The sequence below is a fragment of the Mesonia maritima genome, assembly GCF_042433895.1.
GTDB lineage: Bacteria > Bacteroidota > Bacteroidia > Flavobacteriales > Flavobacteriaceae > Mesonia > Mesonia maritima.
Genome location: NZ_JBHLUA010000002.1, coordinates 85,819 through 102,570, shown reverse-complemented (window position 1 = coordinate 102,570; position 16,752 = coordinate 85,819). Strand labels below are relative to the sequence as shown.

The following is a 16,752-nucleotide window of genomic DNA, read 5'->3' as shown; positions in this document are numbered from 1 at the left end:
GCCGCAACGAGCTAAAACTATGAAATTGCAAGAAAAATTTGACACGTTTAAGTGTTGTGTGTTAATCCCGACTTACAACAACGAAAAAACTTTAGCTCGTGTTATTCGTGATGTTCAGCGGTTTACTTCAAATATTATTGTAGTAAACGATGGTTCTACAGATGCTACGGTTAAAATACTTGAAGATTTTAAAGAAATTCCACAATTTCACTTTCAAGAAAATAAAGGAAAAGGTCGCGCTTTAAAATTTGGTTTTCAACAAGCCGGAAGATTAGGTTATGATTTTGCCATTACTATAGATTCTGACGGCCAACATTTTGCTGAAGATTTATCCGTTTTTTTAAATGAATTGGAGCGCCAAAACGGAAAAGAAATTTTGCTGATTGGTTCTCGAAAAATGGACGGACCGAATGTGCCAAAACAGAACAGTTTTGGGAACCGATTTTCCAGTTGGTGGGTTTATATTGAAACTGGCGTAAACTTAGAAGATTCGCAATGTGGTTACCGATTATATCCGCTTCAAGTGGTAAATAATATGCAACTTTTTACACCAAAATTCGAGTTTGAAATAGAAGTCATAGTAAAAGCTTCTTGGCGTAAAATTGAAGTGAAAAATATTCCCGTTCAGGTTTTGTATGATCCAGATGAACGCGTAAGTCATTTTCGCCCATTTATAGACATTGTAAGAATTACGTTGCTGAATATTTGGTTTGTGTTTGTTGCCTTTATTTTCATTATTCCACAGAAAAGATTTAAGGAATTAAAGCAAAAAAAGCGAAAGCAAATTTGGCGAGAAGACATTTTAAAAATAGAAGAACCGCCACATAAAAAAGCCTTGGCAATATCATTAGGAATTTTCATAGGGATTTCACCATTTTGGGGTTTACAGACGTTATTGGTTTTCTTTTTAGCACAACTTTTTAAGTTGAATAAAGTTGTGGCATTTTTATTCTCCAATGTAAGTATTCCGCCATTTATTCCGTTTATTGTGTATGCGAGTTATAAGTTGGGCGGATTTATGTTGGGAAACAATTCAGCATTTCATTTTTCGTTTACCAATATTGAAAATGCATTGGCAAGTTTACTGGAGATGAAACAATATTTGCTAGGGAGTTTTGCGCTCGCAATTATAGCCGCGTTAGTAATTGGTTTTATTTTTTACCTTGTTTTTTTAGTGAGCGATAAATCGAAAAAACCTTCTTGATGAGTCGATTTTTCATTAAGTTATATCACGTTATTCAGCAGCGAAAAATGGCAAGTTTAGTCGTTTTTCTGTTGTTAATTATTGTATTTGGTTTTTCAGCTTCTAAACTTCATTTTAAAGAAGATATTACCGCATTAATTCCTGACAATGAACAAGCTGAAGAAATGCAGGAAATCTTGAAAACCGTAAGTTTTTCAGATAAAATTATTGTAAATATTTCTTCGGAAGAAAAAAATAAAGATTCGCTGGTTTCTGTAGCGGAAGAATTTCTTACAAACCTTGCGAATGATTCGTTAATCAAGAAAATTCAAGGAAAAGTTTCTTCTACACAAATGAATGAAACGTACAATTTTGTGCAGCAAAATTTACCTTTCTTTTTAAATGAAAACGATTATAAAATAATTGAGCAGCGTTTAGCAAAAGATAGTGTAGAAAATCGTTTACAAGGAATTTATAAAAGTTTACTTTCTCCGGCCGGATCTTTTACAAAAAAATACGCGTTGAATGATCCGTTACAAATCACTTCTTTAGGATTGAATAAATTTAAACAATTGCGCGTTGGTGAAGAATACGAGCTTTATCAAAATTTTTTATTCGCCAATAATTGTAAAAATCTTTTGCTTTTTCTCACCCCAAATTTCGAAAATACGAATGCTGAAAAAGCTGAATTATTAGTAGAAAAATTAACCGAAATTTCATCGAATATAGCGAAAAAGCATACTTCGGTTAAAATTTCACTTTTCGGTTCGGTTTTTTATAGCGTAGCAAATGCCAAACAAATAAAGGCCGATATTCAGTTTACGGTTGGAATCGCTTTTTTTATTCTACTACTAATTTTAATTTTTTTCTATCGAAAAATTTATATTCCATTTGTTTTATTTCTCCCGAGTTTGTTGGGTGCTTTAACCGCGTTGGCATTTATTTATTTTTTTCAACAGGAAATTTCATTAATTTCTTTAGGAATTGGCGCGGTTTTAATAGGAATTTCTATTGATTATGGTTTGCATGTGTTAACCCATTATCGCAATCATCAAAATATAAAGAAACTTTATAAAGAAGTTAGTATTGCAATAATAATGAGTAGTTTAACTACGGCAACAGCGTTTATTTGTTTATTGTTTTTAAAAAGCAAAGCTTTAAACGACTTGGGAATTTTCGCCGCAATTAGTGTAGTTTTTGCCGCATTTTTTTCTTTGGTAATTATTCCGCAGTTGTACAAAAAATCGGCTGTAAAAAAAGTTGCTTCTAAAACGATATTCGATCGCTTGGCGAGTTATCCTTTTGAGCGTTCTAAAATCATAATCGGTTTGTTAGTTGCGGCTTTTATATTTGGTTTATTTGTATTTCAAAAAGTGAAATTCAACGAAGATCTTTCCACGTTAAATTATGAACCTGAAGAATTAGCAGCAGCTAAAAATCAACTTTCAGACATTACATTTCAAGATAAAAAAACTTTGTATGTAATTGCATATGGAAACAGTTTTAATGAAAGTTTAGAAGCAAATAAAACGCTTGCCAACCGTTTAGAAAAGTTAAAAAATAAGGAAACAATTCTTTCCTATAGTGGAATAGGAGAGGTGGTTTTGCCAGAAAACATTCAAGACAAAAAAATTAAACGTTGGAATTCTTTTTGGAATGAAAACCATACACAAAATTTAATTGAAGAAATTAATAAAACCGGTAAAAATTTAGGGTTAAACGCCAAAGCTTTTTCAGGTTTTCAAGAACTTATCGGGAAAAATTATGCACCGATTTCTTTAGAAGAATTTCGAAAGGTTGAAACACTTTCTATTGATGAATTTATTTCCACAAATAAAGCCCAAGATTTTTACACCATAATTTCTTCGGTGAAATTAGAGGAAGAAAAAATAAATGATTTTAAAGCTGAATTTAAGAACGACAAAGCACTAAAAATAATTGATCGTCAAGGTTTTAATCAAGATTTGTTAAGCGGATTAAAAGAGCATTTTAATTCCCTTTTAGGGTATTCATTTGCCGCAGTATTTTTAATTTTGTTGCTCTTCTATAGAAATTTTAAACTGAGTATTATTACCTTATTTCCTATCGGAATTACGTGGATTATCGCTTTAGGAATGATGTATTTACTGGAAATTCAATTTAATATTTTTAATATCATCATTTCAACGTTTATTTTTGGTTTAGGAGTCGATTATAGTATTTTTATGACCAATGGTTTGCGTCAACAATTAAAAAATAAAGAATGCGCGTTAACCACGCATAAAACTTCAATTATTTTATCGGTAATTACTACGTTGTTGGGAATGGGCGCGTTAATTTTTGCTAAGCATCCAGCATTACATTCCATCGCGTTAATTTCTATTATTGGTATTTTAACCGCAGTTTTGGTTTCCTTTGCATTGCAACCTTTTATTTTCAAAATTTTAATGAAAAAGCATGCGTAAATTTTTACTCCATCATAAAGTTTTTTACCTCCTTTTTTTAGGATTGCTTTTACAAGCTTGTGGTGTAAAAAAATCGCTAAACGATTTACCCCATAAAACCGAACTACAAAAACCGCTTCCTAAGAGAATTAAAATTGCTGCAAATCACTTTCAAATCGGAAATAACAGCTTAAAAAAAAATGATTCAGGTTTGTGGGAATTATATGTTGAAGGAAATCCGTTGGAACGCGGTTATGCGATTGGAAGTTTAAGCGAAGAGCTTATCCAGAAGCAGGAACGCGTGTTTATGGATAAAATTTTTGAACACGTAAATTCAGGTTCTTATCAAAAATTTTTAAGTAAAATAATCGCTTGGTATAACCGAAAATTATATTTGCACGTAAATGAAGAATTTAAAGAAGAAATCTACGGAATTTCACGTTACAATCTTCATACGTATGATGAATTTGCGAAGCCTTACGTGCGTTCTTTGTATTTACACGGCGCGCACGATATTGGTCACGCGTTACAAGATTTAATGTTAGTGGGTTGCACTTCTTTCGCCGCTTGGGATGAAAAAACGAGCGATGGACAATTATTGGTGGGAAGAAATTTCGATTTTTACGCGGGAGATCAATTTTCAGAAGAAAAAATAATCGCTTTTATCAATCCAACCGAAGGTCATAAATTTATGATGTACACGTGGCCAGGATTTATTGGCGCGGTTAGCGGAATGAACGAATACGGATTAACCGTAACCATAAATGCGGGAAAGTCTCAAATTCCGCTCTTGGCGAAAACGCCAATTTCTTTAGTAACGCGTGAGATTTTACAATACGCAAAAACAATAGATGAAGCTATTGAAATTGCAAAACGAAAAGAAGTTTTTGTTTCAGAATCGATTATGGTTTCCAGTGCGAGCGACAAAAAAGCGATTTTAATTGAAGTTTCTCCCAATAATTTCGGAATTTATGAAGTTGAAAATAGCAATCATTTAAGTTGCTCAAACCACTTTCAAAGTGAAGCATTTGCTGATGATAAACGGAATTTAAAAACCATAGCAAACAGTCATACAACGGCGCGTTTTAACCGAATGGAAAAATTAATTCGGCAAGAAAATAAATTAACACCAACAAAAGCTGTAGAAATTTTACGCGATAAAAAAGGCGTTGATGGTGAAAAATTAGGCTACGGAAATGAATTAGCGATTAACCAACTCTTAGCGCATCACAGCATCATTTTTAAACCCGAAGAAAAACAAGTTTGGGTTTCTACAAATCCGTATCAACTTGGGAAATATATTGCCTATGATTTAGACGAAGTATTTTCAGAAACTAATAATGAAAACAAAATTTGGACGATCGATTCGTTAACAATTCAAGAAGATCCGTTTTTGAATACTGAAGCTTATAAAAAGTATGAAGAATTTAGAAGCTTAAAACCTGAAATAGAGAAAGCGATTCAGCAGAAAAAAGACATTTCTACAGAAAAATTAGCGCATTTTATTCAGTTAAATCCTGAATTTTGGGAAACTCATTTTTTAGTCGGTAAATATTATTACGAACAAAAAAATTATAAAAAAGCGATCATTAATTTTAAACAAGCTTTGCGACGTGAAGTTACCACTGTTCCCGATAGAAAAATGCTAAAAAAATACGTGAAAAAAAGTTACCGAAAACTCTAAATGAATAACATAACTAAACATAACGATTGGGAGAAAAAGCAGCAAATTTTGCTAAAAAAGCAGTTGAAATATATTGCTGAAAATTCACCTTATTATCAACGCATTTTTCAAGAAAAAGGAATTGAAATAGAGAATTTCGATTTAAAAAATTTTCAGGAATTACCGGTAACTTCAAAAAATGATTTAGCGAACCATAATTCAGATTTTATATGTGTTCCCAATAGTGAAATCATCGATTATGTAACTACTTCGGGAACCTTAGGAAAACCGGTTACTTTCGCTTTAAATGAAAACGATTTACAACGTTTAGCGAAAAACGAAGAAAATTCATTTCAGCAAATAGGAATTACAAAAAATGACATCGTTCAACTCACCACAACGCTCGATCGGCAATTTATCGCGGGACTTGCGTATTTTTTAGGGCTTCGAAAAATTGGCGTGGGAATTATCCGTTTAGGTTCCGGCGTTCCTGAATTGCAGTGGAATTCTATTTTAGAATTTCAACCTACGTATTTAGTCGCGGTTCCTTCTTTTTTATTAAAATTGATTGATTTCGCCGAAAAAAATAATATCGATTGTAATAAAACTGCCATAAAAGCCGCAATTTGTATTGGTGAACCCATTCGTGATAAAAATTTTCAACTGAATACCTTAGGGAAAAAAATTACAGAAAAGTGGAATATTGAACTTTTTTCAACCTATGCTTCAACCGAAATGTGTACCGCGTTTACTGAATGTTCATTTCATCAAGGAAATCATATTCAGGAAGAATTAATTTATACTGAAATTCTCGATGAAAATGATAATCCTGTTGAGAATGAAGAAATTGGCGAACTTACCATAACCACATTAGGAATTGAAACGATGCCCTTATTGCGATACAAAACTGGCGATATGGTTCGAAAAATTACTGAAAAATGTAAATGCGGAAAAAATGGAAACCGAATTAGTACGTTGTTAGGACGAAAAAAACAATTGATAAAATTTAAAGGAACCAGTTTATATCCGCAACAGATTATTAATGCGTTAACCGATTTTGAAAAATTACAGCTATTTTTAGTGCAAGTTTCTACTAACGAATTAAATACCGATAGTTTAGAAATTATTATTCCGCAGGAAACTGCTCAAGAAATTCAAAAAGAAATACAACTACATTTACGTGCAAAATTGCGGGTTTTACCGAACATTATTTTAGAGGAAGAAGAAAAAATTCAGCAACAAATTTTTAATCCGCTTTCTAGAAAACCGATTCGATTTATCGATAAACGAAGCTAAATTTTTTCGCAAACCAGTAAGACTTTTTTATCATTTGCTAAGGTTGTAAAAAATAAATAGGTATTTCCGCCGTCTTTTATTCCGAATTTTTTTCTGATTTTTTCTACCGATAGTGGGAAATTTCGTGTGGTAATATTCGCTTTTGAAAGTTGAAGCGATTTTATATTTTTTTTATTAAAATCGACAGTTTCTAAGATTTTAAAACTTCTTCCCGGAAATTTTATTTTTTCTTCGGAAGTATATAAATGACTGTTTTTTGCAAGTTTAAAAACTTCTAATTTTTCTGAAATAGAATTGAATAAACCGCTTTTCATTATAGCGGAATTTGGTTCAAATAAATAAGTTAACGGATTGCAATATTCGATTGCTAATTTTTTTTCTTCTTGAAAAATACCTTCAAAATCTGCGGTGTTTTTCCCATCTAAATTTATAGTCTTCAGCTTAATTTCTTCAGTTGAAATATTTTCATCTAGAATCCATAAAATTTCTTTTACTTCATTTTTAACTGCGACAAGATGAATTTCTTTTACAACATTGAGTTGTTGAATTCCTAAACTAAGATCGAGTAGTGGAGAAGTTTTTACGAGAATTTGCTTCGCTTTTTTTAATAATAACGGAAGATTTTTAAGCAAATCGGGTTCGCAATCTTCTAAACGAAAAACCTTTCCTTTTACTGAAGACCTACGAGAAGGATCGATGTAAATCCAATCAAAATCAGTATCTGTTTTTTGTAAATATTCTATTCCGTTTCCCGCATAAAACGTACAATTTTTTGTAGCAGAAAGTTTATGGAAGTTGTGTTTTGCAAGTTCAGAAAGTTCTGTATTTAATTCACAATGGATAACGTGTTCTACTTTTTTTGAAAAATAAAACGAATCGATTCCGAAACCACCCGTAAGATCGATTAATGTTTTTCCTGAAACAAGTTCACTTTTATAAGCCGCTGTTTTTTCAGAAGAAGTTTGTTCTAAATTTAAAAGTTTAGGATATAAAATTTGATCGGTTTTATACCAAGTTTTAAGTTTGGTTTTAGCTTTTTTTCGAGCGCTAATTTGTTGAGCGATTAATTGGATGGAAATTTCAGGAAACGGACTTCCTTTTAAAACCAAGGTAGAAATATCTTCGTTTTCATTCTCTTTAATAAACGCTTGAACTTCTGGTTTTAATAATTCCAACGGAAGCATTTTACAAATCTTTTGTCAGTTTTTTTACGATTTTATACTCGCTAAAAGCTTCTTTTGCAATTACTTTTAAAGCGGTATAAACCGGAATTGCGACAATCATCCCGACAACGTTAAACATTAATCCAGCGATTAAAATAATTAGAAATATTTCCAGCGGATGCGATTTTACACTTTTACCAAAAATTAGCGGTTGGTTAATGAAATTGTCTATAAGTTGCGCAATAGAATATCCTGCCAAAACATATAGTAAACGCGGTAAAATTATTGTTGAAAAATCTGCGCCAAGATTACTTGAAATCACAAAAAGCATCATTAATATTCCGGCGAAAAGTGGTCCTAAATACGGAACAATATTTAAAAATGCGCAAATAAACGCAATCGCGATAGGATTATCGACTTTAAAAATGATGAGCAAAATGGTATATAACACAAAAAGCACAAAAATTTGAAGCGTTAAACCCACAAAATAACGGGAAAGTAAAATTTTAATTTTATTGAAAACTCGCTTGAAACGTTCTTCTTCTCCCACATTTGAAAAAACCAACACGCTATTCAGCATTAATTTACTGTCTTTCAGTAGAAAAAAGGAAATAAAAAGTACCGAAAAAAGGGCGATAAAAGTAGCTCCTAATCCGCCAAAAACCATATTCAGAAAATTCGGGATTAACTTTAAATCGAAGTTTTTAATGAAACTTGTACGCTGTAAACCTTCAACAATATTTATTTGTTCTTCCAAGCCAAGATATTCTCGAACTTGAACATTTAAGACATTTAAATCGTTTTTAAAAGCTTCAATATCGATCTGACTTAAATTCCTACTTTGTTCAACAATTATAGGAATGAATAAGCCTATAAGACCTACAAAAACTGCTAAAACTAAAATTAAAACAGCAATAACCGCAAGCTGATTGGGAAATCGAAGTCGATCTTTTAGAAAAATAACAACAGGTCTTCCAATTAAAGCGATTACACTAGCAATACCAATGTAAACAAGCACCGATTGAATTTCCCATAAGAAATACAACAGGAGCAAAATACCGGCTAAAATACCGATTGCTTTTAAAATTCCGGATGCTAAGGTTTTTGAATTCACGCGGATAAAGGTATTATTTCTTTTGGAAAGCGAGTAATTTTTTTGTGATTTCGTAAAGCGCAATTCCGCCGGCTTGAGCCACATTCATGCTGCTGTTTTTTCCGAACATATTTATATGAACCGTTGCGTTTGCTTGGTCTAAAATTTCTTTATTTACCCCAAAATTTTCTTCGCCTAAAACCAATATTATTTTTTCATTTTCAGCTAATTCAATAGTTTCCAGCGGAATACTTTTATCGGTAATTTCCAAGCAATACAGTTTATAATTTTGCGCTACATAATGCTGAATGGTTTGTTGAAGATTCTCTGTAATTTCATGCGGAACAAAATTTACCGTAGAACGCGCTGTTCTTCGCAATCGGTTGCTGGACAAATCGACATTATTTCCGAAGAGAATTAATTTTTCAATTTGAAAAGCGTCTGCTAAACGAAAAAGACTTCCAATATTTGCAGGACTTTGTAAATTTTCTGCGACTAAAATAATCGGAAATTTTTTTTCTGAAAACGGTGAAGAATCGTGCGTACGTTGGGTACTCATAACTTAATTTTCGAAAGCGTATTTTATAATATTCGCGCCCATTTTTAAAGCTTTTAAGCGAATTTCTTCGGGATCATGATGTACTTCTTCATTTTCCCAGCCATCGCCAAGATCACTTTCAAAAGTAAATAAAAGTACTAATCGGTTGTTATACGTTATTCCAAAGGCTTGCGGTTTTTTACCGTCGTGTTCGTGAATTTTGGGTAAACCTTTTGGAAACTCATAAGCTGTTGAAAATATAGGATGATTTGCGCCGAGTTCTTTTAAATCTAAATTCGGGAATATTTTCTCGATTTCTTTCTTTACATAATCGCTCATTCCGTAATTATCATCGATATGCAAAAAACCGCCACTTATTAAATAATTACGCAATTGTGAAGCTTCTTCTTCAGTAAAAAAAACATTTCCATGTCCAGTCATATGAATAAATGGATAGGAAAATAAATTAGTATCGTCGGGTTCTACTGTTGCCGGTTCGGTTTTTATATTGGTTTTAATGTTTTGGTTACAAAATTTAATTAAATTCGGTAAAGCGGTAGGATTGCTATACCAATCGCCGCCACCGCCATATTTTAAAACCGCAATTTCTTGTGCTTGAATACAGCAGGAAAAAATGCAGCAAAGCAAAAGAATGAAAGCTTGTTTCATAGTCAAAATTTTTTGGAAATATACGGAATTAATCGTGTTCTAAAAGCTGATAGCAAATTACTCATAATTATTATAAATTTTTTCTATATATTTAAATGTTGTTTAACGGGATGTTTTTGATTTAAAACTGAAAATATATGGAGGATTATGTGAGAATTTTGACGGATACTTCTATTATTGTGAATAGAATCGCTTCTTTTTTAGAGGAAAATAATATTTCAATACGTATTCGAGATAATGTGGAATCTGCACGTTTAGCTGGTTTTGGTGTTCCACAAAATGATGTTGAGTTATACGTTCATAAAAATTCGAGTGAAAAGGCGCACCAACTTATTGAAAGTTTTATGAAAGGTGAGGAATTGTAGAAGTTAATTTTTTTAATTCAACTCGTTAAAATTCGGTAATCGCTTTAACTAATCTTGTTGCATTTTATGGTTGTTCCAGCCTAATTCTTCTTGAATTCTTTTTTTATAGTTTTCATCTTCAATAGGAATGGAGTCTATTTTTTTATCTAGAAAATTTTCCAATTCCGGGGAAGGTTCTAGAAGTCCAAAAACCTGTGTTCCGTTTTTTACGTAATGGAATAAATCATAATTTTTAAAAATCATGTAATCCATTTCATTTTTTAGATAAGCTTTTTTATAATAGTTAAAAAAAGTGTTCCAATATTCAGTTAGTATTTCATTTGAAGATTGTAGTAAATGCAATTCTGCAGTTGCTAAACCATTTTGGACTATCGCAAAGTTTTTAGCTGTTGGGTACGTATCAATTTTTTCTGAAAGTATTTTTAAATTTTCAACATTAGAAAGAAAAAAATCACCTAAAAGTTTATCTAGTTTTGATTTTTGTAAAGAGTCGAGCGAAAGGTGTTGATCTATTTTGGCATATTGACCATTAACCAATTGATCTTTAGTGTATATTTCATTTATTTTTTTTAGATCGCGTTGTTTGTCAAAATTATTTTTCATCCAAATAAAATGGTTTTTCAGGTACATTTTTTTAAACCAAATGGATAATTCACCTTTTGTAATGGCATGAAAATAATGTTCATTTTCAGAGAAATAATTAATATTTACACCATAATTTTTCACTAAATCTGTTAGATTACTTTTGAAAAAAGGTATATCATTATTAACGTAACTCTGATTTAATAATTTATACCGAAAACTGGGTTCTTTGCCAAATTCTTTTTCTAACGATAATACTAATCGCTTTACTTCTTTATACTTATTAAAATTGTAAAGAATCGGTTGAATAGAGTCGTGAATAAGAATATCTCGTCGGTTTTGAGAACATAAGGTTGTAGTAAATAGTAGGGTAAAAAGAAAAAATAAATATCTCATAGGGTTATTTCTTATTTCCGAAAGTACTCTATGATAGCTTCATCGGTTCTAAAATTTATAGGTTCTGGAACTCTAGGTGGCATATTAACTCTTCCATTAAGATGCCAAAAAATATATTCTTTTTCGTAGTTAGAAATTCTTTTGGCTTTAAACTCTTTTTCAATCAATTTTTTAATTATAGGAAAATATTTTTGATCAGCATGAACAAATACCATATGTACGGGAAAATCGTGATTTAATCGCCACATTCCTGGAAAGCCATATTTTTTAGTAATTTTAATGAGTTCTTTAGTATTTTTTTCATCAGAAGGATTTATCACTTTTTCAAATAAAACAAATTCGGCTCTTCTCACATTTCGAGGTATATTGTATGCATATTTAGCACCTTTCTGATCATTTTTTAAATCTTCATTCTCACAACTTCTCTCGAATATTGACAGCATGCTTCTATATAATTGATCTTTAAAATAAAGTTTTTCTACTTTGGTTAATATAGCTTTTTTCTGTTTCTCTTTCAGTTCATATTTATTTGAAATAGATTGTTTACAGGAAAGTTGAACAAAGCAAAATAGCAAGATGTAACCACTATAATTGAATAATTTCTGAGGTGAAAATTCAGCTAACATGGTTATAAATATTTTGAAATTTCAGTTTCATAATCTAATCCATGGTCTTCAAGATAAGTTTCCAGACTTTCATCAAATTCCATTTTTTCTCTTCTTTTCTCTACATTTTCGGGATCATAAAGTTTATATAATTTGCCATTCTGGAGTTGAGTTCCATAAATCTGTGGTTTGTTATGAAGCAATAAAAAACGATCTTTTAGATAGGCTAAGTACTTTTTCTCAATCGCGCCCGATTGTGTCGCTTTTTTAAAATCTTTAAAATAATATGCAATCCACTCGCGTTGTGTATGTTGAAGAACCACAAAAACAGCATATTTACTTTTATAGTTCGTGAAATCTTTTTTGGTAGGAAATCCGCATTTTTCTACTAAAGAAACAAAAGTTTGTAAATTTATAAAATCTATTTGTTCTCTATCTTTTGTTCCGGTATTTCTAACATCTTGATCTTCATTAAAAATTTCGACTAATAATTCACTTGTATTTTCACAATTTACATCAATATATTTAAAATTTTTAAGCGGGATAGAAGTTTTTTCAATCAATCTTTCAATTAACTCGTCTTGATGATTATCTTCTTCTTTACAAGCTGTAATTGCAATTAAAAAGAAGAGTAGTATACAAATTTTATAATTATTTAAATAGCGCATAAGTTGAAACTTGTTTAATTTTTTTAAATTCTTCTGTTAAATTAATATTCAATTAAAAAATCCATTTTATTGGCTTCTGATATTTCACTAAACCTTTTTTTAAGTGCATCATTTAGTTCTTTTTCAGATAAATTTAGGCAGGTTTCAAAAAACTGGAAAAGCTGCTCATCTTTATTTCCAGCTTTGAGTGCTTCTTTTAAAAGTTCAATTCCGCCTTGTTGAAGAATAAGATCACACATAATTGCACCAATAAAATAGATTGGTTCCGTAACAGAATCATTACTTTTTATAGAATTAAAATCAGTAAGATTTAAATTAGAGTTCTTTTTTATGCGCTCATTTATTTTTTTAATATGGTATAAAAAAGGTTTTCCTAAAGAGCTATTTTGGCTTTTGGTATAAACGCTTAAACCACTTAATAAAAGGTAATGTGCTTCAGGAAATTTTGAGTTTATTAGGTGAATTAATTCGTGCTTATGATTTGCACCGGAATCTTCAATAGTATAAACAATATTATTTATTTTGTCGAAAAATGCACATTTATTGGGTATTGCACCGAGTGAAATTATAAATTCAAAACCTGTTGAATTAAAAAGGGTATCACAATCTTTAAAAAGATAATACGAAATTTCATCTACATTTAAATCAAATATTTCTGAAAGCTTATTTACAAAATTATTAGCTTGTCTTGCTTCAGTAATATTTAGTTTATACGATTTAGGATATTTGTAAGTAATTATGCCTACTTTTTTAGAAATCCAACTTTCTGTATAAATTGGTAACCAATTATATAATTTAAAAGTTCCTAAAGTATCTTTTTTTGCAACCACTTTTGTAATAGCGAGTGGCGTCATTTGGTTATTAGTTAACCAATAAAACATAGAATTAATAATATAATAATCCTTTTCTTTTTTAAAATATAAGACTACGTTTTCTGTATTTAGTCCATATAAAGAAGGAGTTAAAAAGCCTTGAGTTTTTAATAAATCGTAACTTTTATAATGATTTTTTTCTGAAGCATTCCAATAAGGACTGTCATATATTTTATCGGGATCATCAGCTAAATAAGATTTCCATAGCTCGAAAATCTCCATAAATTCTTCATTATTTTCATCTATCCCGGGAGCCAATTTTGTATTTATTTGTGCTGAAAGTTGAATAGAATTTATCAATATGAAGGTGAAGCTAATTAGAAAGATTTTCATTTTACTCATATTACTTAGGCTATATTATAAATCTAATTCATTTTTTTAGATAATTTTTATCCTGATAGTTGAAAACGTTTTCTTCGAGAAAAACTGCATGTTTTCTATGTATTTCTTGATTTAAAGATCACTTAAACCGCTTGTACCAAAATTCTTCTTGTTTTAACGTTGGTAAACCCGCATTTTTTCGGAGGCTATCAATTTTTTTTGCCTTGGAAGGATTATTTTCAAAATAAGTATTAAAAAATAAATAATAAACCGGATCTTTTCCTAGAATTTGATTTCTTCTGTCAATCATATGGCCAAGTAAGACAGGATCACATTTTCCTTCTTTAACATACTTAGTTAACTTTTCTCGATGATATTTGTAATCTCCGTGATAACTCATATGATTATAAATAAGTAATAGATCTATTTTATCGTATGTTTTACAATCGATAGAAGCAGCTCCAATAAGTTCCTTAGTAGGAAAACCATAATTTTTATAAATTTTCTTTAGTAAAGAATCATTTTTTTTATCGACTTTCGCTACCTGCTTTTCTTTATTCTCAATATTTGAAAGTCTAACCGCTTGGTCTCGCTCATTCATTTCAATAATAATCTTTCGCAAATCTTTATTTAATGAATTTAAATACTCCTTTCTTAACTTTTTAAAATCAGAACTATCAATTTTAGCTATTTTTAAACCTCTCAAAAAAATTGAATCACTTACTAAATCGTTATAGCAATAACCATAACGTGAAATTAAATTTTTCATCAATTTTTTATAATTTTTGCTAGCATTTACTTTTATAGCAGAATAAACAAAGAGTTTATAAGGTTTGTATCTTATAAGTTCTACCGGTTCATACTCTTTAAATAAACTATTAAGAATCTTGTAAGAAGAATTAAAATTTCCAGTATAGAATAAACTATCTGCTTTATATACTTGCAAATAATAATTGGTATAATCTTTATTTTTAGAAGATTTTTCTTGTGCTAAAGCACAAGAAAAAAAGCTAACAACAAATATAAAAGAAAGTAAAATTCTCAAAAATAATTTAAATATATTCATTTTTAAAGTTACAATTCACGTGTAACTTTATCAAATATAAAATAATTGTTTTTTACAAGCTATTCGTGCGCCAAATTTATGGTATGACAAGCAACAATAGCAGCAGTTTCTGTACGCAAACGGTTTTTTCCTAAACTTACCGGTTTATAATTTTTATGGATTGCGGTTTTTATTTCTTCGGAAGAAAAATCGCCCTCAGGACCAATTAAGATCGTGTAATTTTGATGAAGTTCAATATTATTTTTTAACGGGTTTTTCTCTTCATCTTCTTCACAATGTGCTATAAAACAAGAATCGGTAGTTTTTTTATTTATAAATTCCTGAAAACTTAGGGGTTCTTCAATTGTAGGAATAGTATATTGAAGCGATTGTTTTAACGCACTTTGCAAAACACGCTCAAATCGATCGAGTTTTACAACTTTTCGTTCGCTGTGATCGCAAATGATTGGCGTAATTTTATCGATACCAATTTCAGTAGCTTTTTCTAAAAACCATTCAAAGCGGTCATTTTTTTTGGTAGGCGCAATGGCAATATGAATTGAAAAAGATTTTTTTTCATCCGTTTTAACTGAATTAACTTTCGCAATACATTTACTATTACTAATCTCGGTAATGGTAGCCGAAAATAAATTTCCTTTTCCGTTTGTAACCAATAGTTCATCGCCGGTTTTTTTGCGAAGAACTTTTAAAATATGCCTGCTTTCAGCTTTTGGAAAGCTAATAAACGCATCATTTTCATCAACAGAAGGATTATAAAATAATTGCATGTTTTTAAAAATTAAAAACGATAACGCGATTTCGCACTTACCGAGGTATCTGTAAAATCCTGATTTAAATATTTGTAATGGCCAACAATTGCGATCATTGCAGCATTGTCGGTTGTATATTCAAATTTAGGAATGTAGGTTTTCCATCCCAAATTCTTTTCGGTTTTTTGTAAGGCTTCTCGAATTCCAGAATTTGCTGAAACGCCACCACCAATTGCTACGCGGTTAATGTGCGTTTGTTTTACAGCTTTTTTCAGCTTGCTTAAAATGATATTTACAATGGTATATTGAAATGAAGCACAAATATCAATAAGATTTTCTTCAATAAAATTGGGGTTTTTTTCGGTTTCGCGTTGTAAGAAATACAACATTGAAGTTTTTAATCCACTAAAACTAAAATCGAGATCTTTTACATTCGGTTTCGGAAATTGAAAAGCTTTCGGGTTTCCTTCTTTCGCATATTTATCGATTATCGGTCCGGCAGGATAGGGGAGTTCTAGCATTTTTCCACACTTGTCAAAGGCTTCGCCAACCGCATCGTCTAAAGTTTCACCGATAACTTCCATTTTAAAATAATCGTTAACTTTTACAATTTGCGTATGTCCGCCACTAATGGTCATTCCTAAAAAAGGAAAAGTAGGTTTTTCAAATCCGTCTTCTTCAATAAAATGCGCTAATAAATGCGCTTGCATATGATTGACTTCAATTAGCGGAATTTCCAGCGCCATTGCCATTGATTTTGCAAACGAAGTTCCTACAAGCAAAGAGCCCATTAAACCCGGACCGCGAGTAAAAGCTATTGCACTTAAATCTTCTTTTTTAATTCCTGCTTTTTCAATCGCTTGGTGAATTACTGGCACAATATTTTGTTGGTGCGCTCTGGAAGCGAGTTCCGGTACAACGCCGCCATATTCTTCATGAATTTTTTGGGTAGCAATTTCATTGCTAAGAATTTTTCCGTTATGTAAAACTGACGCGGCGGTATCGTCGCAAGAAGATTCAATTCCTAAAATGTAAATATTTTGTGAACTCATTAAGATTTTTTGGGCATAGAAATTGTTAATATTGATATAATCCTACTT

16 protein-coding genes are annotated in these 16,752 nt (G+C 30.9%); 5 read left to right on the top strand and 11 right to left on the bottom strand.

From position 1 onward, the window contains the following. Positions 1 to 19 precede the first annotated feature (19 nt). Genes ACFFGL_RS00515 through ACFFGL_RS00500 form a run of 4 tightly spaced genes read left to right on the top strand, consistent with a single transcriptional unit; the run spans position 20 to position 6,565 of the window. On the top strand, positions 20 to 1,204 hold the full coding sequence (locus ACFFGL_RS00515) for a DUF2062 domain-containing protein (protein WP_309729281.1): 1,185 nt from the start codon (positions 20 to 22) through the stop codon (positions 1,202 to 1,204). Then, positions 1,204 to 3,627: an MMPL family transporter gene (locus ACFFGL_RS00510; protein WP_309729279.1), complete on the top strand. Its 2,424-nt coding sequence runs from the start codon at positions 1,204 to 1,206 to the stop codon at positions 3,625 to 3,627. The genes ACFFGL_RS00515 and ACFFGL_RS00510 overlap by 1 nt, the downstream gene beginning before the upstream one ends. Continuing rightward, on the top strand, positions 3,620 to 5,290 hold the full coding sequence (locus tag ACFFGL_RS00505) for a C45 family autoproteolytic acyltransferase/hydolase (RefSeq protein ID WP_309729277.1): 1,671 nt from the start codon (positions 3,620 to 3,622) through the stop codon (positions 5,288 to 5,290). The genes ACFFGL_RS00510 and ACFFGL_RS00505 overlap by 8 nt, the downstream gene beginning before the upstream one ends. After that, on the top strand, positions 5,291 to 6,565 hold the full coding sequence (locus ACFFGL_RS00500) for a phenylacetate--CoA ligase family protein (RefSeq protein ID WP_309729275.1): 1,275 nt from the start codon (positions 5,291 to 5,293) through the stop codon (positions 6,563 to 6,565). Here ACFFGL_RS00500 and ACFFGL_RS00495 read toward each other — a convergent pair. The 4 genes from ACFFGL_RS00495 to ACFFGL_RS00480 are packed head-to-tail and all read right to left on the bottom strand — an operon-like array spanning position 6,562 to position 10,028. Next, positions 6,562 to 7,749 (bottom strand): THUMP-like domain-containing protein, encoded by a 1,188-nt coding sequence (locus ACFFGL_RS00495; protein WP_309729273.1) that lies wholly within the window; start codon positions 7,747 to 7,749, stop codon positions 6,562 to 6,564. The genes ACFFGL_RS00500 and ACFFGL_RS00495 overlap by 4 nt on opposite strands. A 1-nt stretch (position 7,750) precedes the next feature. Next, entirely contained in the window at positions 7,751 to 8,842 is a 1,092-nt protein-coding gene (locus ACFFGL_RS00490) for an AI-2E family transporter (protein ID WP_309729271.1), read from the bottom strand. Positions 8,843 to 8,855: 13 nt separating this feature from the next. Continuing rightward, positions 8,856 to 9,380, bottom strand: a complete 525-nt coding sequence (locus ACFFGL_RS00485) for a TrmH family RNA methyltransferase (RefSeq protein ID WP_309729269.1) — start codon at positions 9,378 to 9,380, stop codon at positions 8,856 to 8,858. A 3-nt stretch (positions 9,381 to 9,383) separates the two neighbouring features. After that, the gene (locus ACFFGL_RS00480) at positions 9,384 to 10,028 is read right to left on the bottom strand and encodes a DUF4159 domain-containing protein (protein ID WP_309729267.1); all 645 of its coding nucleotides are present in this window, start codon (positions 10,026 to 10,028) and stop codon (positions 9,384 to 9,386) included. Between the two features lie 137 nt (positions 10,029 to 10,165). On the opposite strand from ACFFGL_RS00480, the gene ACFFGL_RS00475 reads away from it, so the two are divergent. Continuing rightward, on the top strand, positions 10,166 to 10,393 hold the full coding sequence (locus tag ACFFGL_RS00475; protein ID WP_309729265.1) for a putative signal transducing protein: 228 nt from the start codon (positions 10,166 to 10,168) through the stop codon (positions 10,391 to 10,393). Between the two features lie 48 nt (positions 10,394 to 10,441). Here the strand turns inward: ACFFGL_RS00475 and ACFFGL_RS00470 are convergent, their stop codons facing one another. From ACFFGL_RS00470 to tsaD, 7 genes are all read right to left on the bottom strand, one after another. Beyond that, the gene (locus ACFFGL_RS00470) at positions 10,442 to 11,371 is read right to left on the bottom strand and encodes a hypothetical protein (RefSeq protein ID WP_309729263.1); all 930 of its coding nucleotides are present in this window, start codon (positions 11,369 to 11,371) and stop codon (positions 10,442 to 10,444) included. An 11-nt stretch (positions 11,372 to 11,382) separates the two neighbouring features. Next, complete coding sequence (locus ACFFGL_RS00465) at positions 11,383 to 11,997, bottom strand: CRISPR-associated endonuclease Cas2 (RefSeq protein ID WP_309729262.1); 615 nt, start codon at positions 11,995 to 11,997, stop codon at positions 11,383 to 11,385. Positions 11,998 to 11,999: 2 nt separating this feature from the next. Further along, a complete protein-coding gene (locus tag ACFFGL_RS00460) occupies positions 12,000 to 12,644 on the bottom strand; it encodes a hypothetical protein (protein WP_309729261.1) in 645 nt (214 codons plus the stop codon). 41 nt (positions 12,645 to 12,685) lie between these two features. Next, positions 12,686 to 13,849 (bottom strand): hypothetical protein, encoded by a 1,164-nt coding sequence (locus tag ACFFGL_RS00455; RefSeq protein ID WP_309729259.1) that lies wholly within the window; start codon positions 13,847 to 13,849, stop codon positions 12,686 to 12,688. A 127-nt stretch (positions 13,850 to 13,976) separates the two neighbouring features. Further along, positions 13,977 to 14,903: a hypothetical protein gene (locus tag ACFFGL_RS00450; protein WP_309729257.1), complete on the bottom strand. Its 927-nt coding sequence runs from the start codon at positions 14,901 to 14,903 to the stop codon at positions 13,977 to 13,979. A 59-nt stretch (positions 14,904 to 14,962) separates the two neighbouring features. Continuing rightward, positions 14,963 to 15,670, bottom strand: a complete 708-nt coding sequence (locus ACFFGL_RS00445) for a 16S rRNA (uracil(1498)-N(3))-methyltransferase (RefSeq protein ID WP_309729255.1) — start codon at positions 15,668 to 15,670, stop codon at positions 14,963 to 14,965. A gap of 11 nt (positions 15,671 to 15,681) precedes the next feature. Continuing rightward, on the bottom strand, positions 15,682 to 16,704 hold the full coding sequence (tsaD, locus tag ACFFGL_RS00440) for a tRNA (adenosine(37)-N6)-threonylcarbamoyltransferase complex transferase subunit TsaD (RefSeq protein WP_309729253.1): 1,023 nt from the start codon (positions 16,702 to 16,704) through the stop codon (positions 15,682 to 15,684). Positions 16,705 to 16,752: the final 48 nt, after the last annotated feature.